This window comes from Aphanothece stagnina RSMan2012 (assembly GCF_046764815.1).
Lineage (GTDB): Bacteria > Cyanobacteriota > Cyanobacteriia > PCC-6307 > Cyanobiaceae > NIES-981.
On record NZ_JBKOUC010000005.1, the window covers coordinates 133,390 to 149,235 of the forward strand.

Annotated in this window: 25 protein-coding genes, 1 tRNA gene and 2 pseudogenes; 14 read left to right on the forward strand and 14 right to left on the reverse strand. The window is 69.3% G+C overall.

All coding sequences use genetic code 11. The annotated features are described in order from the left end of the window. Window positions 1-228 precede the first annotated feature (228 nt). Genes ACLNEE_RS05190 through ACLNEE_RS05200 form a run of 3 tightly spaced genes read left to right on the forward strand, consistent with a single transcriptional unit; the run spans window position 229 to window position 2,764 of the window. Entirely contained in the window at window positions 229-1,089 is an 861-nt protein-coding gene (locus tag ACLNEE_RS05190) for a metal ABC transporter solute-binding protein, Zn/Mn family (protein ID WP_412006860.1), read from the forward strand. 2 nt (window positions 1,090-1,091) lie between these two features. Next, window positions 1,092-1,937, forward strand: a complete 846-nt coding sequence (locus ACLNEE_RS05195; RefSeq protein WP_412006861.1) for a metal ABC transporter ATP-binding protein — start codon at window positions 1,092-1,094, stop codon at window positions 1,935-1,937. After that, entirely contained in the window at window positions 1,934-2,764 is an 831-nt protein-coding gene (locus ACLNEE_RS05200; protein ID WP_411422825.1) for a metal ABC transporter permease, read from the forward strand. Before ACLNEE_RS05195 ends, ACLNEE_RS05200 begins: the two co-directional genes overlap by 4 nt. Here ACLNEE_RS05200 and ACLNEE_RS05205 read toward each other — a convergent pair. Further along, the gene (locus ACLNEE_RS05205) at window positions 2,667-3,524 is read right to left on the reverse strand and encodes a hypothetical protein (protein WP_411422824.1); all 858 of its coding nucleotides are present in this window, start codon (window positions 3,522-3,524) and stop codon (window positions 2,667-2,669) included. The two genes, ACLNEE_RS05200 and ACLNEE_RS05205, sit on opposite strands and share 98 nt — an antisense overlap. An 11-nt stretch (window positions 3,525-3,535) precedes the next feature. Further along, a complete protein-coding gene (locus tag ACLNEE_RS05210) occupies window positions 3,536-4,036 on the reverse strand; it encodes a DUF2214 family protein (protein ID WP_411422823.1) in 501 nt (166 codons plus the stop codon). 184 nt (window positions 4,037-4,220) lie between these two features. Between ACLNEE_RS05210 and ACLNEE_RS05215 the strand changes: the two genes are divergently transcribed. The 5 genes from ACLNEE_RS05215 to ACLNEE_RS05235 are packed head-to-tail and all read left to right on the forward strand — an operon-like array spanning window position 4,221 to window position 6,756. Further along, the gene (locus ACLNEE_RS05215; RefSeq protein WP_411422822.1) at window positions 4,221-5,141 is read left to right on the forward strand and encodes a sigma-70 family RNA polymerase sigma factor; all 921 of its coding nucleotides are present in this window, start codon (window positions 4,221-4,223) and stop codon (window positions 5,139-5,141) included. 38 nt (window positions 5,142-5,179) lie between these two features. After that, the gene (locus ACLNEE_RS05220; protein ID WP_411422821.1) at window positions 5,180-5,530 is read left to right on the forward strand and encodes a YkvA family protein; all 351 of its coding nucleotides are present in this window, start codon (window positions 5,180-5,182) and stop codon (window positions 5,528-5,530) included. A gap of 5 nt (window positions 5,531-5,535) precedes the next feature. Beyond that, entirely contained in the window at window positions 5,536-5,868 is a 333-nt protein-coding gene (locus ACLNEE_RS05225) for a hypothetical protein (protein WP_411422820.1), read from the forward strand. Window positions 5,869-5,927: 59 nt separating this feature from the next. Next, a complete protein-coding gene (locus ACLNEE_RS05230) occupies window positions 5,928-6,224 on the forward strand; it encodes a hypothetical protein (RefSeq protein WP_411422819.1) in 297 nt (98 codons plus the stop codon). 19 nt (window positions 6,225-6,243) lie between these two features. Beyond that, the gene (locus ACLNEE_RS05235; RefSeq protein WP_411422818.1) at window positions 6,244-6,756 is read left to right on the forward strand and encodes a phosphate-starvation-inducible PsiE family protein; all 513 of its coding nucleotides are present in this window, start codon (window positions 6,244-6,246) and stop codon (window positions 6,754-6,756) included. Here ACLNEE_RS05235 and ACLNEE_RS05240 read toward each other — a convergent pair. Together ACLNEE_RS05240 and ACLNEE_RS05245 are read right to left on the reverse strand one after the other, a co-directional pair. Beyond that, window positions 6,692-7,225: a Nif11 domain/cupin domain-containing protein gene (locus ACLNEE_RS05240; protein ID WP_411422817.1), complete on the reverse strand. Its 534-nt coding sequence runs from the start codon at window positions 7,223-7,225 to the stop codon at window positions 6,692-6,694. The genes ACLNEE_RS05235 and ACLNEE_RS05240 overlap by 65 nt on opposite strands. After that, complete coding sequence (locus tag ACLNEE_RS05245; RefSeq protein ID WP_411422816.1) at window positions 7,218-7,727, reverse strand: GNAT family protein; 510 nt, start codon at window positions 7,725-7,727, stop codon at window positions 7,218-7,220. Before ACLNEE_RS05245 ends, ACLNEE_RS05240 begins: the two co-directional genes overlap by 8 nt. 182 nt (window positions 7,728-7,909) lie before the next feature. On the opposite strand from ACLNEE_RS05245, the gene ACLNEE_RS05250 reads away from it, so the two are divergent. Beyond that, the gene (locus tag ACLNEE_RS05250) at window positions 7,910-8,275 is read left to right on the forward strand and encodes an AbrB family transcriptional regulator (RefSeq protein WP_411422815.1); all 366 of its coding nucleotides are present in this window, start codon (window positions 7,910-7,912) and stop codon (window positions 8,273-8,275) included. 135 nt (window positions 8,276-8,410) lie between these two features. Continuing rightward, window positions 8,411-8,857 carry a c-type cytochrome gene (locus ACLNEE_RS05255; RefSeq protein ID WP_411422814.1) on the forward strand — a complete coding sequence of 149 codons (447 nt, stop codon included), beginning with the start codon at window positions 8,411-8,413 and terminating at the stop codon, window positions 8,855-8,857. A gap of 21 nt (window positions 8,858-8,878) precedes the next feature. Here the strand turns inward: ACLNEE_RS05255 and ACLNEE_RS05260 are convergent, their stop codons facing one another. Beyond that, window positions 8,879-9,148: a YciI family protein gene (locus ACLNEE_RS05260; protein WP_411422813.1), complete on the reverse strand. Its 270-nt coding sequence runs from the start codon at window positions 9,146-9,148 to the stop codon at window positions 8,879-8,881. A 155-nt stretch (window positions 9,149-9,303) separates the two neighbouring features. On the opposite strand from ACLNEE_RS05260, the gene ACLNEE_RS05265 reads away from it, so the two are divergent. Together ACLNEE_RS05265 and ACLNEE_RS05270 are read left to right on the forward strand one after the other, a co-directional pair. Continuing rightward, complete coding sequence (locus ACLNEE_RS05265; RefSeq protein WP_411422812.1) at window positions 9,304-9,564, forward strand: hypothetical protein; 261 nt, start codon at window positions 9,304-9,306, stop codon at window positions 9,562-9,564. A 176-nt stretch (window positions 9,565-9,740) separates the two neighbouring features. Beyond that, window positions 9,741-10,793, forward strand: a pseudogene (locus ACLNEE_RS05270) (aminotransferase class I/II-fold pyridoxal phosphate-dependent enzyme); the annotation flags it as partial. Here ACLNEE_RS05270 and ACLNEE_RS05275 read toward each other — a convergent pair. Genes ACLNEE_RS05275 through ACLNEE_RS05285 form a run of 3 tightly spaced genes read right to left on the reverse strand, consistent with a single transcriptional unit; the run spans window position 10,757 to window position 12,375 of the window. Next, window positions 10,757-10,948 carry a DUF2256 domain-containing protein gene (locus ACLNEE_RS05275; RefSeq protein WP_411422811.1) on the reverse strand — a complete coding sequence of 64 codons (192 nt, stop codon included), beginning with the start codon at window positions 10,946-10,948 and terminating at the stop codon, window positions 10,757-10,759. The pseudogene ACLNEE_RS05270 and the gene ACLNEE_RS05275 sit on opposite strands and share 37 nt — an antisense overlap. A 15-nt stretch (window positions 10,949-10,963) precedes the next feature. Beyond that, window positions 10,964-11,758, reverse strand: coding sequence for a class I SAM-dependent methyltransferase (locus ACLNEE_RS05280; protein WP_411422810.1), 795 nt, complete (start codon window positions 11,756-11,758; stop codon window positions 10,964-10,966). Continuing rightward, entirely contained in the window at window positions 11,755-12,375 is a 621-nt protein-coding gene (locus tag ACLNEE_RS05285; protein ID WP_412006862.1) for a DUF938 domain-containing protein, read from the reverse strand. The genes ACLNEE_RS05280 and ACLNEE_RS05285 overlap by 4 nt, the downstream gene beginning before the upstream one ends. A gap of 49 nt (window positions 12,376-12,424) precedes the next feature. On the opposite strand from ACLNEE_RS05285, the gene ACLNEE_RS05290 reads away from it, so the two are divergent. Next, window positions 12,425-12,634 (forward strand): hypothetical protein, encoded by a 210-nt coding sequence (locus tag ACLNEE_RS05290; protein ID WP_412006863.1) that lies wholly within the window; start codon window positions 12,425-12,427, stop codon window positions 12,632-12,634. Here the strand turns inward: ACLNEE_RS05290 and trpA are convergent. Genes trpA through ACLNEE_RS05305 form a run of 3 tightly spaced genes read right to left on the reverse strand, consistent with a single transcriptional unit; the run spans window position 12,611 to window position 14,035 of the window. Beyond that, the gene (trpA, locus tag ACLNEE_RS05295; protein ID WP_412006864.1) at window positions 12,611-13,426 is read right to left on the reverse strand and encodes a tryptophan synthase subunit alpha; all 816 of its coding nucleotides are present in this window, start codon (window positions 13,424-13,426) and stop codon (window positions 12,611-12,613) included. The genes ACLNEE_RS05290 and trpA overlap by 24 nt on opposite strands. Window positions 13,427-13,454: 28 nt before the next feature. Further along, window positions 13,455-13,805, reverse strand: a complete 351-nt coding sequence (locus ACLNEE_RS05300; protein ID WP_411422808.1) for a DUF3007 family protein — start codon at window positions 13,803-13,805, stop codon at window positions 13,455-13,457. Next, window positions 13,802-14,035 (reverse strand): NAD(P)H-quinone oxidoreductase subunit L, encoded by a 234-nt coding sequence (locus ACLNEE_RS05305; protein ID WP_411422807.1) that lies wholly within the window; start codon window positions 14,033-14,035, stop codon window positions 13,802-13,804. The genes ACLNEE_RS05300 and ACLNEE_RS05305 overlap by 4 nt, the downstream gene beginning before the upstream one ends. Window positions 14,036-14,097: 62 nt before the next feature. Between ACLNEE_RS05305 and ACLNEE_RS05310 the strand changes: the two genes are divergently transcribed. Beyond that, a tRNA-Leu gene (locus ACLNEE_RS05310) sits at window positions 14,098-14,181 on the forward strand. Here the strand turns inward: ACLNEE_RS05310 and ACLNEE_RS05315 are convergent. From ACLNEE_RS05315 to ACLNEE_RS05325, 3 genes and pseudogenes are all read right to left on the reverse strand, one after another. Then, window positions 14,163-14,897: an aquaporin gene (locus ACLNEE_RS05315; RefSeq protein WP_411422806.1), complete on the reverse strand. Its 735-nt coding sequence runs from the start codon at window positions 14,895-14,897 to the stop codon at window positions 14,163-14,165. The two genes, ACLNEE_RS05310 and ACLNEE_RS05315, sit on opposite strands and share 19 nt — an antisense overlap. A gap of 60 nt (window positions 14,898-14,957) precedes the next feature. Then, window positions 14,958-15,260 (reverse strand): hypothetical protein, encoded by a 303-nt coding sequence (locus ACLNEE_RS05320; RefSeq protein ID WP_411422805.1) that lies wholly within the window; start codon window positions 15,258-15,260, stop codon window positions 14,958-14,960. A gap of 95 nt (window positions 15,261-15,355) precedes the next feature. Further along, window positions 15,356-15,846 (reverse strand): annotated as a pseudogene (locus ACLNEE_RS05325) (hypothetical protein); the annotation flags it as partial.

A 15,846-nucleotide genomic window follows, 5' to 3' on the forward strand; every position in this document is an offset into this window, starting at 1 on the left:
GAGAACGGTTATCGTTCGCCTTGTCATGGGCTGAGGGCGCCGGTGTCGCGAGCGAGGGCTTCGGGTCAGGGAGGGTCGGCCGGCCCGTGGGCCGGGGCCCTCGCGACCCTGTTCGGGGCGGCCGCGTTGGTGGGATGTGCGCTGCGGCCGGTCCCCAGGACCCCCGCCCCTGAGGCCGCTGCGTCCCCTCCCGCCGCGTCCGCTCCTGCCGCATCCGGTCCCACGGTGATGACCACCATCTTTCCGATGACGGCCCTCACCCAGGCTGTCGCCGGGGACTGTGCGGCGGTCTCCCAGCTGCTGCCGCCGGGGGCAGGACCCCATGGCTACCGGCCCAGCCCCGCGGATCTGGTGCGCCTGCGGCAGGCCCGGCTGCTCGTGGTGAATGGGCTGGGGATGGAGACCTTCCTCGAGCGGCTGATCGCCGCCGGGGCCCAGGGGCGGCTGGAGGTCGTCGAGGCCAGCCAGGGCATCGCCCCGATCCCGGCGGGGATGGAGCCGGGCTCCGCCGGGGGCCATGCCGGCCACAGCCATGGCCCGGACAATCCCCACGTCTGGCTGGACCCCCGCCTGGCGATCCAGCAGGTCGCGACCATCCGCGAGGCCCTGGTGCGTCTCGACCCGTCCTGCGCCAAGGGCTATCGCGCCCGTGCCGCGGCGTTCTCCGCGCGTCTGGCCCGGCTCGACAGCCGCCTGGCCCGTGACCTGGGGCCCTACCGCGGTCGCACGCTGGTCACCCAGCACGATGTCGCGCCCTATCTGGCTCGCCGCTACGGACTGCACACCGTGTTCCTGGTGCCGGAGCCGGAGGTGCCGGCCTCGCCGGCGGATCTGCGCCGGGTGGATGCGGTGGTGCGCGCCCAGCGCCTGGGTGGGGTTCTGGTGGATCCCGGCGCGCCGGCTGGCGCCCTGACGGCGCTGGCCCGGGACCGGGGCCTCACGCTGATCACCCTCGATCCCCTCGAGTCGGCCGCCGTGGCAGGGGGCCAGGCTCCGGAGCACTTCCTGGCGGTGATGGAACGCAACGGTGAGGCGCTGGTCCGGGCCTTGCAGGGGGCAGGGGGCGGGGCTGCGGCTAGCGTGAACTGATGATGGAAACGGTTCTCGAAGTCAGCGGCCTGACCGTCCGCCGCGATGGTCCTGGAGCCCGACCCGGACGGGCCCCTGCCGCCGTTGAGAACGTCAGCTTTGACCTGCCCGCGGAGTCCGACACGGCCCTGGTGGGCCCCAATGGCGCCGGCAAGAGCACCCTGGTCCAGGCCCTGCTCGGGGTGCTGCCCCGGGACGCTGGCGAGGTGCGGGTGCTGGGCGCCCCGCTCACCCAGGCCGGTCGTTTGCCTGCCGCCGTGCGGGCCCAGCTGGCCTACCTCCCCCAGCAGGTGGCGATCCGCGGCCGCTTTCCCCTGAGCGTCCGCGAGTTCGTGGCCCTGGGCTGGGATCCCTCCGGCCTTCAGTTTCCCTGGGCCCGCAGGAGGGGCCGATCGGCTGCCGTGCAGCAGGCCCTGGCCAAGGTCGGCTGCAGCGATCTGGCCGACCGCCTGATCAGCGAGCTCTCCACCGGCCAGTGGAAGCGGGTCCTGCTGGCCTTCTGCGTCGTGCGGCCGCGCCGGCTGCTGGTGCTCGACGAGGCCCAGGCCGGCCTCGATCCCCAGGCCACCGAGCAGTTTCACAACCTGCTCTTCGATCTGCGGCGCAGTGAGGGGTGGACCGTGCTGCAGGTCTCCCACGATCTCGCCATGGTGCGCCGCACCTGTGATCGGGTGCTCTGCCTCAACCGCAGCCTGCGCTGTTCCGGTGCGCCGGACCATGCCCTGAGCCCTGGCCAGCTCGAGGCCCTCTACGGACCGGGCTACGTGCCCTACCACCACCACCATGCCCCGGAGCCCTCCCTGGCTCCTGCGCCGACGCCACCGGTTTCGCCCCTGCCCCGGGCATGACCCCCCCCGGCCTGGCCGAGCTGCTGACCTTGCCCTTCATGCAGCGGGCCCTGCTCGCGGGGCTGCTCAGCGGGGCCCTGGGCGGCCTGCTCGGCAGTTTTGCCGTGCTGCGCCAGCTCTCCTTCTTCAGTGACGCGCTGGGGCACTCCGCCCTGCTGGGCATCAGCCTGGGGCTGCTGCTGGGGCTCAATCCCACGATCGTGCTGATCCCCTTCGCGGTGCTGTTCGCCCTGGTGGTGGGACAGCTGGTCGAGCGAAGCCGGCTGCCCTCCGATGCCCTGCTCAACATCATCTATTCCTCGGCTCTGGCCATCGCCGTGGTGGTGCTGAGCCTGGTGCCGGGCCAGCGCAGCAGCATCGAGCAGTTGCTCTTCGGCGACATCCTGGCGGTGGGCTGGGGCGATCTCGCCCTGATCGGGCTGCTGCTGGTGGTCGTCGCCACCTACCTCGTTCTGACCCGTCGCAGCCAGATCCTCCTGACCCTCGACCCCGCCCTGGCCACGGCCCAGGGGGTCGCGGTGGGCTGGCAGCGGTTGCTGTTCGTGGTGGTGCTGGCGGTGGTCGTGGCCCTGTCGATCAAGGCGGTGGGGGTGCTGCTGATCAGCGCGTTTCTGGTCATCCCTGCCTGCTCCTCCCGGCTGCTCAGCCCCAACTTCACGCTCTACATGCTGCTGGCCTGCCTGCTGGGAGCCAGCTGCGGCGTGCTCGGGCTGCTCTTCTCCGGCTTGCTCAATCTGCCGTCGGGTCCCTGTGTGGTGATCCTTCAACTGCTGGCGTTCCTGACAGCCCTTGTGGTGTCTCCCCGTCGGGCGGGTGCTCTGGGCTGAGCTCCGGCTGCCGCTGCAGCCAGCGCAGGGTGGTCCGGTCCCGTTCGCTGAGTCGCAGCACCGGCACGGGGCCGGGCACGCCGGCCATCGCATCCCCAGGATCGTCGCTGTGCCCCCAGAGGCCGAAGGCGTGCCCCAGCTCGTGCAGAGCGGTCGCCTGGGTGGCCTCCTGCCGCTGATCAGGGCTGACGTGGACGACCACCAGGGGTTCCAGCCTCCACAGCCCGCCTCGCTGCACCTGCCGCAGCGCCAGCTCCGCCCTGCCATGGCTGGCGCGGCCGCCGCGCAGGGGGGGGCGTCGCCGCAGCACCCGCACCTGGGCCCGCTCTGGTTCGTCCACCTGGGTGAGGGGCAGCAGGCCTGACCACTCGGCCAGGGCGGCCTGGACGGCATCGCTCCAGCGCCGGTCCCAGCGGGCTGCGGGGCCTTCGCTGCTGCCGGGTTCCACCCACACGCACCAGTGGTCCCGCCTCGCCCAGCCGTGGGGGGTGGACCGGAGCCTGTGCCGGTAGCTGTCCGGCGCTGTCCCCGTGCCGGCAGGCGAGCCCGGGGCAGGGGAGGTCCCCTCAGGCAGGGGGGGCGGGAGGGGATGGGCCGCCTGCTCAGGGGGGCAGGGATCCGGGAGCGGGCTGGACTGAACGGGGGCTGGTGGCTGGATCGGCAGCTGGAGCAGCAGGGCCGATAGCAGAAGCAGCAGCCTCGGGGCAGGGGAGAGCTGGTGGCGGGGCCGGCCGCCGCACCGCCGATCGATCCGCTTCACGGCCCCCCGGCTCAGACCAGTGGCGAGGAGGGCAGGCCCACGCCCCGGGCCATCAGGGTGGCGAGCAGGGGGATCAGGGCGAAGCCCACCAGTTCGATGTTCAGGATCCAGGCGAGACGGCTGGCCAGGGCTTCGCTCACCTGGGGAAGTTCGCCTTTCCGCAGCGGGATCGCCCAGAGGATGTAGGTGACGGTGGGGTAGAGGGAAAGGGCGCCTACGGAGAGGTAGAGACCCACCTTCCACCAGAACAGGGGGTTCTCGGTGTAGAAGCTGCTGCCCTGGCCGAAGTGGAGCACCCGCAGGATGCCGCTGCCGAGCAGGGCCAGGGCTGCCAGGCCGTACACGATGTCGGTGATCACCATCAGGGTGGCGTCCTGACGGCTGGGGTTGGGGGCGATCAGCCGCCGCTCCAGGACCAGGGCCCCGAAACAGACCATGAAGCTGAGGTAGTGCACGTAGGCCACGCCGGCGCGCGGCAGGACGTCGGCAGGGAGTGCAGCCAGCAGCGCCATGCAGCGGGGACAATGGGAGGGCGCACGGTAGCGGGGGGCAGGGGGGAAATGTGAAATGTTTGCGGAAGAACGAATCTGAAGTGTTTCTGAGATTGGAAAGGAAGTTGGAAAGTTGGAAGCTTTTCCGCTGGTTCTTTGTTCCGCTCGAAAACTCCGTAGGTTCAATTCAGTGCACAGGCGAACCATGGCGAGCTCCTTGAGCGCCTATCTCGGCGAAATCGGCCGTCACCAGCTGCTCACGCCCGAGCAGGAGCTGACCCTCGGCCGGAAGGTGCAGGCGATGGCCGTTCTGCAGGAGCGTTGCCGCGAAGCCGGTGGCCAGGGGCCGGCCTGTGAGTACAACGATGTGGAGAAGCGCACCCTGCGGGTGGGTGAGCGGGCCAAGAACCAGATGATCACCGCGAACCTGCGGCTGGTGGTCAACCTGGCCAAGCGTTACCAGAACAAGGGGCTGGACCTGCTCGATCTGATCCAGGAGGGCACCCTCGGCCTGACCCGGGCGGTCGAGAAGTACGACCCCACCCGTGGTCACCGTTTCAGCACCTATGCCTACTGGTGGATCCGCCAGGGGCTCAACCGGGCGCTCTCCACCCAGAGCCGCACGATCCGGATTCCCGTCAACGTGAACGAGAAGCTCACCCGCTTGCGCGCCGCCAAGGCCCGCTACCTCCAGTCCCATGGCGTTGCCCCCTCGCCAGCGGCGTTGGCCCGCATGCTCGAGCTCTCGGTCGGCGAAGTGGAGGAACTGCTCGGCTGTGAGCTCCGCAGTGTCACCGTGAGCCTCCAGGGTGTGGTGAAGTCGAAGTCCGATCCCTCCGAGCTCGTGGATGTGCTCCCCAGCCCGGATCTGGCGCCAATGGAGCGGGCTGAGCTGGCCGAGCGCAGCGCCTCGGTCTGGACCCTGCTGGACCGTTCCAACCTCACCCCCAAGGAGCGCACGGTGTTGATGTTGCGCTTCGGGCTGGATGGGAGCCACGAGTGGCGCACCCTCGCCGAAGTGGCGCGCCAACTGGAGTGCAGCCGGGAATATTGCCGGCAGGTGGTGCAGCGAGCCCTGCGCAAATTGCGGAAAACCGGCATCGAGAGCGGTCTGGTCGAGGCCTGAAACGCCCAACAATGGCGAAGTAGGCCGCTGAGCTGACCGTGACCCAACCCGTCGATGCCGAGGTGCTGGAAAGCACGGTGGTGGACGAGGCCCTGTTGCTGAAGTTGCTGCGTCGTGCCGGGCGGGGCCTGGCGCGACCGGCCCTCGAATGCCTCGAGTTGCTCCTGGACTCGGAAACCCCGGCGCCAGCCAAGCTCACCGTGCTGGCCGCCCTCACCTACCTCCTGGTGCCCCTGGATCTGATTCCGGATTTCATTCCGGTGGCCGGATTCAGTGACGATCTGGTGGCGGTCACGGCCCTGCTGGGCATCTGTGGTCGGCACCGCACCGAGGCCATCCGCTTGCGGGCCCAGCGCAGACTGGATCGCTGGTTCCCCCTCGGTCGCTGATCGCGATGGATTCCCTCACCGCAGAGCAGCTGGACGATCTCCAGGCGTTTGTGAAGGACTGGCTGCGCCACACCGGCCGCACCCAGGCCGACCTGCGCCGGGCCCTTCAGGCCAGTTCGATCCGGATGCCGGTGCTGCTGGAGTCCCTGCAGCGCACCTATGCCGGTGAGGGCCTCACCGGCCTGGCCCACCAGCTCTGTGGCATCGAGGACCGCTGGCAGCGGGAGGACAGTGCCCCCCCCTCCGGGGCGGATGGCGACCGCGATGCAGGGGAGTCCTCACTCGGCCAGCTCGACCTGCTGCTCCAGGAGATCCTCAGTGAGGATCTGAAGGGCTGAAGAGCTGCAGGGCTGGGGCGCTGAAGGCAGAGTGGGGTGACACAGCCCCAGCAGAAGCCATGCCCGAATCGCCCCGGCCGCTGCGACCCCTGATCCCCCTGCTCGGCGCCATGGCCTCCCGAGGTGCGCGCCTGGCCCTCGGCATCACCGCCGGCCTGGTCGCCCTCGCCCAACCCACCCTGGCCCAGAGGGAGAGTTATCTGCTCGGCCCGGGCAGTACGGTCGGACCCGCCACCAAGGTCAAGCCGAAGAACTGCGTCACGTCCCCGGATGGGACGATCACCTGCGACACCGAGCTGGAGAACTCACCCAGCGACACCAAGGCCAGGCCCCAGTACGAGATGTTCAACAATTGAGCGTCCAGAACCTTCTCCCATGCCCTCTCGACGGTTGAGCCGTGGCCGCCTGCACCGGCTCCTCGACGACGTGAATTACCTCCACGTGATCGACCGTGCCGAGCAGCAGCTCGCCAAGCTGCTCGGGCTCATCCTCATGGTGGTCATGCTGGCCGCCACAGCCCAGCTGGTCTGGCAGGTGGGCTGGGCCCTGACGGTCCCGAGCACCCCCTGGCTCGGTGAGAAGCTCAACCGGGTGCTCGGGGACCTGCTCAACCTGCTGATCGCCCTGGAGGTGCTGCAGAACATCACCTCCTACCTGCGCCGCCATGTGGTGCAGATCGAGCTGGTGCTGCTCACGGCCATGACCGCCGTGGCACGGAAGGTGATCGTGCTGCCCGCCGGGGCGGAGAGCAAGCCCCAGCTCCTGGCCGGCCTCGGGGTCGCCGTGCTGGCCCTGGCGGCGGCTTACTGGTTGGTGCGTTCCCTCACCCTGCGCAAGCCCCCTGCCAGAACAGGGCCAGCCATACGGATCCGGGAGCCGCGTCGGTAGCCACGACGCGATGGCGGCGATGGGCCGGAATCTGCACACTGTCACCGCGACAGAGTTCCCTCACCGTCGGTTCGTCGGCGAACTGAATCCGAGCGCTGCCCTGCAACAGGGTCACCCACTCGTGCTCGCTCTGGTCATACCAGAAGTCCGGAGGACTCGACGCCGCGCAGGAGTGGATCAGCTCGAGCCGCCAGCTGTCGCCACGCTCGAGCACCCGGGTGAACTCCTGGCCTGCCGGTGGACAGGGGCCGGCCAGAAGATGCTCGCCCCCTGCCGCTGAGGGCACGTCCTGCTCCCCCCAGCGTCGCCCGATCTCGAAGCCATGGCGTCGGGCCAGGGCGACCACCTGATGGTGGTGGTCGCAGTCGCGCAGAGCGCTGCGCAGATCGGGGTTGGCCTCGCTGAGCGCCACGAAGGCATTCAGCTGACGCACCTTCTCAAGGAACAGCTGCAGATGGGCTTCAGCCATGGCTGGATCCGGCGGACATGGGCTGTGGGTGCAGGGGCCTGATCATCCGCCAGCGCAGGAACCCTTGGTTGCCCAGTTGCACCGTTTCCTCCGCTTCCACGCTCCAGCCCCTTCGCAGCAAGAGTGGCCTGGAGAGCTGGCTGGCTTCGGTGCGCAATTGCTGCACCCCCTGCTGCCGGGCGTGGTCAGTGAGCCGCTCCAGAATCGCTGAGGCACGGCCCTGCCGGCAGGCCTGCCCGCGGCAGTAGAGCAGGGCGAGGCGATCGCCGGGATCCAGAATGCCGAACGCTTCGATTCGTGTCGGATCGTCGAGCGCGCAGCTGGCCACTCCATGGCCGTACCGAAGGCTGTCCCGCAGGACATTGCTCTGCGCAGCCTGCTGTGACCAGGCCGCAATCTGGGCAGGGGTGTAGAGGCCAACGGCCTGGCTGATCACCGCATCGCGATAGACGCCGATGAGCTGATCGAGATCGTCGGGCTGGAGCACACGCAGGGAGATCATCCACCCCATCGCTTCTGGCCGAGTTCTACCACTGGCCTGCGGGTCGGCGGGGTTGGGCCTCCTGAGTGGGCAACATCCCGGGCGGATATCCACTCGTAAGCGGATCGCTTGTCAACAGCATGCGCTGGTGTACATTTCGGATGTAAACAGAGGGAACATTCCCCCTACTACCTTTCTGATCGATGCTCACCGGATCTGAACTGCTGGCCAAGGTCAAAGAGCTTGGTGACGTGGGCAAGTCGGAGATCGTCCGTGCCTGCGGCTACGTGTCCACGAAGAAGGACGGTGGCGAGCGCCTCAACTTCACCGCCTTCTATGAGGCCCTGCTGGAGGCCAAGGGCGTGGAGCTTGGTGGTTCTGGCAAGGTCGGCAAAGGTGGGCGCAAGCTCAGCTATGTCGCCACCGTTCAGGGCAATGGCAACCTGCTCATTGGCAAGGCCTACACCGCGCTGCTCGACCTCAAGCCGGGCGACGAATTCGAAATCAAGCTGGGTCGTAAGCAGATCCGCCTGATTCCGGCCGGCTCCACTGACGAAGACGAGGACTGATCGCTCGGCCCTGAGCCCTCAGACCCTCGGGACGGCTGTCGCCATGCGGCAGCCGTCCTTTTGTTGTGTGCGGCTGGTGGCGCCGGCCAGCCTGCTGCCCATTCAGAATTGTGGGCCCCCTGTGCTCTCCGCCCGATGGCTGTGTTGCCCGTGATCCCCTGCGGAGCGCTCGCGCCGATGCTGTTTCAGGGCCAGGGTGAGCCCAGTGCCGGACGCTCGCGTGCGTCCTGGCTGAGGAGGGTGGTGCCGCTCCTGGTCATGCTGCTGGTCATGCTGCTGTTGGTGGTGCTCCCCGCCCGGCCCGGATTTGCCCTGGCGGAGCATCAAGGGGGAGCCGTGCTGTTCGAGAATCACTGCGCCGGTTGTCACCTCAACGGTGGCAACATCATCCGCCGGGGCAAGACGCTCAAACTGGCTGCCCTGGAACGCCAGGGTGTGAACTCGGAGCAGGCGATCGCGGCAATTGCCGCCGCTGGCATCGGACAGATGGGCGGCTATGAAAGCGTGCTGGGCGAAGAGGGAGTCGGTGCCGTCGCGGCCTGGGTCTGGCAGCAGGCCCAGGCCGGTTGGCCCCGGGGCTGACAGCCACGGCGATCAGCCCGTTCAGAACGCCTGGATCCAGGGGTGAATCTCCACGGCCGTCCAGATGCCGTGGCGCCAGTAGGTGTCGTTCTTGACCCACTCCTCGACCTGTTCCCGCGATTCGGCCTCATAGATGCCGAACACATGGGTGCTTCCTTCGGTGGGCCCCAGGGTGATCAGGGTGCCGGCATCCTTCTGACGCTGCAGCCCGGCCAGGTGGTCTTCACGGTAGGGGGCACGCTTGTCCAGGGCGTTGTCGCAGTAGGTGCCCCAGAGGACGAATCGGGCCATGGTTGTATCGCTCCAGATCCCGACCCTATCGGCCGGTCTTTCCCCGTCCCGGCGGAGCTTCGTCTCGAAAGCGGAATCGTTGTCTGCGGGGCCTTGGTCAAGCCCCGCCGGGTGGTGATAGGAAGGGGCCCCCGATCCCCCCTTTCTCACCCGCGATGCTGATCCGCTCCGCTGCTCTGGCTGTCCTTGCCATCGGAGCAGCCCTGCCTTCCCAGGCCAACATGATGGATTTCATGATCCGCAAGTACTGCCTCGCTGCGGTGAATGACGAAGTCAAGGCTTCCGGCAAACCGGCCCCCGCCGGGATGGCCGACTACACCTGCGATTGTGTGGTGCAGGAGATGAAGAACCGCAAGTCGCAGGAGCAGGCCAAGGCCACCTGCAAGGCCCGTACGGCCGAGAAGTACAACCTCTGATGATCCTGGCTGCCGGGCGCGGCTGCGGCCCCCCCGGCGCCCACCCCAGAACCTTCGCCATGGCGCCTTCCCTTCCAGGTCCCTCTGCGAGGCTGGCGGGGGTGCTCAGCCCGGTCATTCCCGAACTGGCCGCCCTGGTCGCCCGCTCCCCGGGCACCCTGTCCCTCGCCCAGGGCATGGTCGCCTGGGGGCCGCCCGCCACGGTGCAGGAGGCGATCCACCAGGCGTTGGCCGAGAACGACGGGTCGCTTGACCGCTATGGCGGCGTCGGCGGCGATCCGGCGTTGCTGGCGGCGGTGGCGGAGACCCTCGGCACGGTCCACGGCCTCGACCTGGAGGGGAGCAACCTGCTGGCGACCGCCGGCAGCAACATGGCCTTCAACGCCATCGCCCAGGTTCTGTGTGACGGTCCGGCCGCCGAGCCCGGCGAGGTCCTCCTGCCGCTGCCCAACTACTTCAACCATGTGATGGCGATCCAGCTGGCCGGGGGGCGTCCTGTGGCGGTGGATGCCGGGCTGGTTCCCGATCCGGACCGCTTGGCGGCCGTGATCACCCCCCGCACCCGGGCGATCGTGACGGTCTCCCCCAACAACCCCAGCGGGGTGGTGATGCCCCCGGAGGTCCTGGCCGCCATCAACACCCTCTGCGCCCGCCAGGGCCTGCTGCACATCAGCGATGAGGCCTATGCCCTGTTCACCCATGGCCAGCGGCCCCACTGGAGCCCGGGGGCCCAGCCCGGCAGCGGCGCCCACACCGTGACGCTCCAGACCCTCTCGAAGGCCTACGGCATGGCGGGCTGGCGGGTCGGTTACATGGCGGCGCCCCGCGCCTTCACCAGTGCCCTGGCCAAGGTGCAGGACACCGTGATGATCTGTCCCCCGCGGCTGATCCAGCGGGCCGCCGTGGCGGCCCTCGCGGCGGGCCCCGCCTGGTGCGCGCCGCGGATCAGCGCCCTGGATCAGCGGCGACGGCAGCTGCTGGAGGCGGTGGAGCAGGAGCGCCGGCGGGGGCTGCCGGTGCGGCTGCTCGGCGAACCGGAGGGGGCGTTCTATGCCCTGCTGGCGGTGGACTCTGCTGGCCTCAGCGGTGACGGGTTGATGCGACGGCTCGTGCTGGAGCATCGGGTCGCCGCCATCAGCGGCGAGAGCTTCGGGCTGGATCCCGAGGTGCACGGACCCACCCTGAGGCTGAGTTACGGCCTGTTGTCGGAGCCGGAGCTCGCCGAGGCGCTCCGTCGCCTGTTCGACGGGCTGCGGGCTGTCCTGCGGCAGCGCTCGGAGCAGTAGCGCACCTCCTGCCAGACGCGTGTCCACTTGCGCCGCCACTGAAAGGGGCGCCCACAGAAGGCGCAGATCTTGGTGGGTCGGTCGGCGTGGTGGGGCACAGGGAGACGGGAGGGTCAACGCATCGGGCCAGGGCCACCCGCACCATCGCCAGCCGGATCAACCCTGCCCCAGCGTCCCATGAACGGCCAGCGCAGCGGCAGGGGCGTGCTGCCCTGCCCCGGCCACTGGCGGCCCAGGGCGGCCTCCAGGGGCTCGAGCAGCTCCAGGCCCTGGTGGCGGCTCCGCTGCAGCGCCGACCAGGTGCCGATGTGCCCGAGCAGATCGCTGAGCCGCCAGTGGCGCTCGATCCAGAGACCCTGGAGAAACGGTTCCTCGAGGCCGGGGAAGGCAAGACCGGCGTAGCGCTGCTCCACCCAGTCGCATTCCGGTGCCCACCAGGGCCGCAGCACCACGGTGCGGAACTGCTCCAGGGTCGACTGCAGGCGTGCGTCCGGGATCTGGAGCGGCAGGTAACCGATCCAGGCCAGCAGAGCCCCGGGGCGCGCCACCCGGCGAACCTCGGCGTTGAAGGCCTCCGCGTCGAACCAGTGCACGGCCGCGGCGACCAGCACCCCGTCCACACTGGCGCTCTCCAGTCCGCTGGCTTCCGCCGGGGCCAGGCGGTACTCGATCAGGGGGTGCGGCCGGCCTGCGGCCAGCTGGGCGGCACTGGCATCGGTGGCGATCACCTGCAGCCCGCGCTCCGCCAGGTCCAGGGCGGCCTGGCCACTGCCGCAGCCACAGTCCCACACCCGGGCCCCGTGCCCGAGACGCGCGGTGAAGGCCTCGAAAAAGGGGGCGGGATAGGTGAGGCGGTGACGGGCATAGGCGGTGGCCACGGCTCCGAACAGATCGCTGGCCTCGCTCATGGAGCTCCCGCCCGACGGCGCCAGATGAGGGTCCGGTTCTCGGCCGGCATCGCCACATCCGCCACCGACTCCAGTCCGAGGTTGCCGGCCTGATGCTTCAGCTGCTCCGCATCCCGCACCCCCATGGCCGGATCGAGCTCGCGCAGATGGGCGTCGAAGGCAGCGTTGCTGGCCGCCGTGTGCACCCCCCCATCGCAGAAGGGGCCATAGAGCAGCAGCAGCCCGCCTGGACCCAGCACCCGGCTGCTGCCCGCCAGGAAGGCGGCCACGGCTCCGGTGTCCATGATGTGGGCGGTGTTGGCGCTGAACACGGCGTCGTAGGGCCCCACCGGCCAGTCCTGGGGTTGGGTCACATCGAGGACCAGGGGGAGGTGGAGCCCGGACCCTGCAGCGAGCTGGCTGGAGCCCTCCAGGCTGATGCGCTCGGCGAGTGGCGCCATGGCCTCGGCCCGCTCGCTCGGCTGCCAGACAAGGCCCTCCAGCTGCTGGGTGAAGAACACGGCGTGCTGGCCGCTGCCTGAGCCCACCTCCAGCACCCGGGCTGCCGGGGGCAGCCAGCGGCGCAGCACCGCGAGCAGGGGGACGCGGTTGCGTTCACAGGCGGCGGAGAACAGCAACGGCGGAGCCTGGGGGCTGGGGCCATCATGGGGCAGTTGCGATCGGTCGATGGCCACGCCACCACGCCGCTTCAACGCAGGCCCGACCCAGGTTTCGCGCGATCCGCTCCTGGTGTTGTTGAGACCGCTGCTGCTGAGCCTGGCCCTGCTCAGCAGCCTGGGGGCCTGCGGACCGGCCTGGCGTGCCGGGGCCTCTGCCGGGACCCCGAGTTCCGCCGGGATGCTCGGCGCAGGTTCACTGGTCCAGGCCGGCCCGTAGTTCGGCGCAGAACCGCCCGGCGGCGGCGGCCACATCGGCGTGTTGGGCGCCGGCTTCCGCCATCGCCTTCACCAGGGCACTGCCGACGATCGCGCCGTCGGCGCCCCAGTCGCGCACCTGGCGTGCCTGCTGGGCTCCGGAGATGCCGAACCCCACCGCCACCGGGGTCTCCCCCTGCGTCTTGAGCTGGCTTACCAGGGAGCCGACACGGGCCTCCAGGTTGGTGCGCACCCCCGTCACGCCCGTGACGCTCACCAGATAGGTGAAACCGCGGCTGGCTGTGTGAATCCGCGCCATCCGCCCGGGCGGGGTGGTGGGGGCCACCAGCAGCACCAGATCCAGGCCTTCCGCCGCGGCGATCGGGGAGAGCTTCTCGGCTTCCTCCAGGGGCAGGTCCGGCACCACCAGGCCGGCCGCCCCGGCCTGGGCCGCCGCCTGGCAGAAGGCCTCCATGCCCCGGTTGAGCAGGGGGTTGCTGTAGGTGAACAGCACCACCGGGATGGTGAGTTCTCCCTGCAGGCCGGCCAGCATCGCCAGCACCCGGTCAGGCGTGGTGCCGGCCGCCAGGGCGCGGCCGGCCGCCGCCTGAATCACAGGGCCATCGGCCAGGGGATCGCTGTAGGGGATGCCGAGCTCCACCAGATCCGCACCGGCGCCCTGGAGGGCCAGCAGCGTGGCCGCGGTGGTGGCCAGATCGGGATCTCCCGCCATCAGAAAGGGCATCAGGGCACAGCGGCCCCCGGCGCGGAGATCGTTGAAGCGCTGCTGGATCGGGGTCGGGGCAGAGAGCACAGCGGCGCAACGGGTCCTGGAGGTGAGCCTATGCCTCGCCCCGCACGGGATCGGCTTCGGGATCGAGCTGGCCGGTCTCCCGCAGCAGCTGCAGCTGTTCCTCCGGGCTGAGGGCGGCGAACTTGCGCTCCAGTTCCTCGGTGGTGGCCGCGTCGTAGGCCTCGCGGTAGGTGCGGCGCTGCTGCATGTAGGTCATGTTGCCGCTGATGGCCCGCAGCAGGTAGGTGGCGGTCCAGCCCACCACCAGCACCATCAGGAGGGCGGAGGCGGCGATGCCGGCGGAGAAGCCCTGGAAGCCATTGGCCTGGAACAGGGCATAGCCTCCACCGCCCACCGCGAAGACCAGCAGCCCGACCAGCAGGGATTGCCCCTTGGTCATCGGGCGCCCTGGCCTGCCATGCGCAGATTGATGAAGGGTGCAAAGAGAATCAGACCTGGGAAGAACAGGAACACCAGGCCGTAGACCCCGAAACGCTCCAGCTTGCCCATGACGGTCCAGCGCTTCGCCATCCAGGCGTAGAGAGCCAGGGGGATCGCCACCAGGTAGGCGCCGGCCAGCACCCCATAGAGGCCGAGAACCAGCAGGGTATCGGATGAAATCGCGCTCATGAACCCAGGCAGCGGCACGGCGATGGTGGGGCAGGTTGGGGCAAATCTAAAGTGCCCGGGCCGGGGGCATGGCGGAATCGGTAGACGCAGCGGACTTAAAATCCGCAGACGGCGACGTTGTGGGGGTTCAAGTCCCCCTGCCCCCATGGCTGGCGCCTGAAGCGACCGAACGCCAGGACCAGAGTCGGGATCGCAGCCAGCTGGCGAAGCTGCGGTCCTGCTCGGGACTCCCCAGGCCGACCAGCACCAGCCCGGCGGCCAGCCCCTGGGCCAGCAGCTGGTCCAGGAGCGGCGACGGCAGGGATCCGGCCCCCTGCCGCAGGGCCAGGGCCACCGACAGGGCAGGGTTCAGCACCCCGCTGCCCAGCAGGCCGGCGAGGGCCGCGAACACCGTGAGGCCGGCCCCGATCACCATCCCGCTGAGGGGCTGGGAGAAGGGGCAGAGCTTCCCTTCCCGGGCCCAGCTCACGATCAGCACCAGCAGGGCCGTCGTGAACACCAGTTCGGGGCCGAACGGAGTGGCACTCGCGCTGGTGTGCGCCGGAGGCAGGGTGGATCCGAGACCCAGGATGACGGCCATGGCGCCGGCCAGTTGGGCCAGCCAGTAGGCGAGCAGCTCCCGTCGACGGTCGCCCCGCCGGAGCATCAGCACCAGGCTCACGGCTGGATTGAAGTGGGCTCCGCTGATCCGGCCGAAGACGTGGATCAAGGTCGCCACGGTGAGGCCCACAAACAGGGCCTGGCCGAGGGGTTCGCTGGCCAGTTGCGGAGCGCAGATGGCGGCGTAGGCGATGGCGGCGGTGCCGCTGGCCTCACAGCCCAGGCGCAACGGCAGGGAAGCGCCCACCAGCAGGTCAGCCACAGGTCAGCCAGACCTTAGGGATGGGCTCGCCAAGCCGCCAGCCCAGGACCCACCGGACCCTCAGTGGAGCAGCAGCACCAGATACAGCGTTCCCAGCGCCGCCACCCAGGGCCACCAGGCCGAGCGCCGCGGTCGGGCGGTGAGCTGTTGGAGTCGCCGGTCGATCGCGCTCAGCAGCTGGCTGGTGCGGCTGGCATCGACCACGTTGCCCGCCCGGCGGTGGTCATCCCACAGCAGGACGTGGCGTTCCCGCAGATCCAGCAGGGCATCCACCAGCGCCTCGCGTCGGTAGGGGCTCGCCGGGGATTTCGCCTGGCCCGATGGCCGGGCTCGCCAGGAGGCAGACCGGGGGGGGAGGGACATGGCTCCCCGTGGATGGGGGTGCTTCCATCCTGTCCATGGGGGGGCGATCGGGCAACACGCCCGGGGTCTGACGCCACACCGCTTCACAGGCGGCCTCACGGCTGATCACCCCGGCTGAGCCGTCCCGGGCGGGGAACATTCATTTCCGGCCACAGGAACGTGTTGAACCGTCGGCTCCCCAGGGTCGGCTGGTGTCTGAGCGTGTTCTTCTCAGACAGACTCACCACGGCACCCAGCCGGTCGGCGAGTTTGACGCACTGCTGGAACCCCTGATTCGTGTAGCACTGCACATCCAGCTGATTGCAGCCACTCGGTGGCCTCAGGCCAGCCTGGAACGGCTGAATGCTGCAGAAGATCGGTTTGGTGTAGAGGTGGCGAAGTCTGTAGAAATCAGCCAGGGAGTAGTTCGCGAAAAAATGGTCATCCACCTGGATTCCATCGCCGTGGCGCGCTTCATGGACCAGCTCCGGGATGCTCATGGAGCGGTACTGAGGCGATTGCACCCAGACCACCGGGATCAGCCCCTGGCGGCGGGCTTCCTGGGCAACCTCCTGTTGCACAGGGTCCGAGACTTTCCGGTAATCGA

Coding starts and splice junctions, on each gene's coding strand:
- ACLNEE_RS05210 (WP_411422823.1), bottom strand. CDS start 4,036: ATGGCGCTGCTGGCTGCACTCCCTGCCGACGTCCTGCCGCGCGCCGGC.
- ACLNEE_RS05195 (WP_412006861.1), top strand. CDS start 1,092: ATGGAAACGGTTCTCGAAGTCAGCGGCCTGACCGTCCGCCGCGATGGT.
- ACLNEE_RS05225 (WP_411422820.1), top strand. CDS start 5,536: ATGGATTCCCTCACCGCAGAGCAGCTGGACGATCTCCAGGCGTTTGTG.
- ACLNEE_RS05290 (WP_412006863.1), top strand. CDS start 12,425: ATGGCCACGCCACCACGCCGCTTCAACGCAGGCCCGACCCAGGTTTCG.
- ACLNEE_RS05305 (WP_411422807.1), bottom strand. CDS start 14,035: ATGAGCGCGATTTCATCCGATACCCTGCTGGTTCTCGGCCTCTATGGG.
- ACLNEE_RS05255 (WP_411422814.1), top strand. CDS start 8,411: ATGGCTGTGTTGCCCGTGATCCCCTGCGGAGCGCTCGCGCCGATGCTG.
- ACLNEE_RS05320 (WP_411422805.1), bottom strand. CDS start 15,260: ATGTCCCTCCCCCCCCGGTCTGCCTCCTGGCGAGCCCGGCCATCGGGC.
- ACLNEE_RS05215 (WP_411422822.1), top strand. CDS start 4,221: ATGGCGAGCTCCTTGAGCGCCTATCTCGGCGAAATCGGCCGTCACCAG.
- ACLNEE_RS05200 (WP_411422825.1), top strand. CDS start 1,934: ATGACCCCCCCCGGCCTGGCCGAGCTGCTGACCTTGCCCTTCATGCAG.
- ACLNEE_RS05300 (WP_411422808.1), bottom strand. CDS start 13,805: ATGACCAAGGGGCAATCCCTGCTGGTCGGGCTGCTGGTCTTCGCGGTG.
- ACLNEE_RS05235 (WP_411422818.1), top strand. CDS start 6,244: ATGCCCTCTCGACGGTTGAGCCGTGGCCGCCTGCACCGGCTCCTCGAC.
- ACLNEE_RS05250 (WP_411422815.1), top strand. CDS start 7,910: ATGCTCACCGGATCTGAACTGCTGGCCAAGGTCAAAGAGCTTGGTGAC.
- ACLNEE_RS05280 (WP_411422810.1), bottom strand. CDS start 11,758: ATGAGCGAGGCCAGCGATCTGTTCGGAGCCGTGGCCACCGCCTATGCC.
- ACLNEE_RS05190 (WP_412006860.1), top strand. CDS start 229: ATGACCACCATCTTTCCGATGACGGCCCTCACCCAGGCTGTCGCCGGG.
- ACLNEE_RS05245 (WP_411422816.1), bottom strand. CDS start 7,727: ATGATCTCCCTGCGTGTGCTCCAGCCCGACGATCTCGATCAGCTCATC.
- ACLNEE_RS05260 (WP_411422813.1), bottom strand. CDS start 9,148: ATGGCCCGATTCGTCCTCTGGGGCACCTACTGCGACAACGCCCTGGAC.
- ACLNEE_RS05240 (WP_411422817.1), bottom strand. CDS start 7,225: ATGGCTGAAGCCCATCTGCAGCTGTTCCTTGAGAAGGTGCGTCAGCTG.
- ACLNEE_RS05230 (WP_411422819.1), top strand. CDS start 5,928: ATGCCCGAATCGCCCCGGCCGCTGCGACCCCTGATCCCCCTGCTCGGC.
- ACLNEE_RS05265 (WP_411422812.1), top strand. CDS start 9,304: ATGCTGATCCGCTCCGCTGCTCTGGCTGTCCTTGCCATCGGAGCAGCC.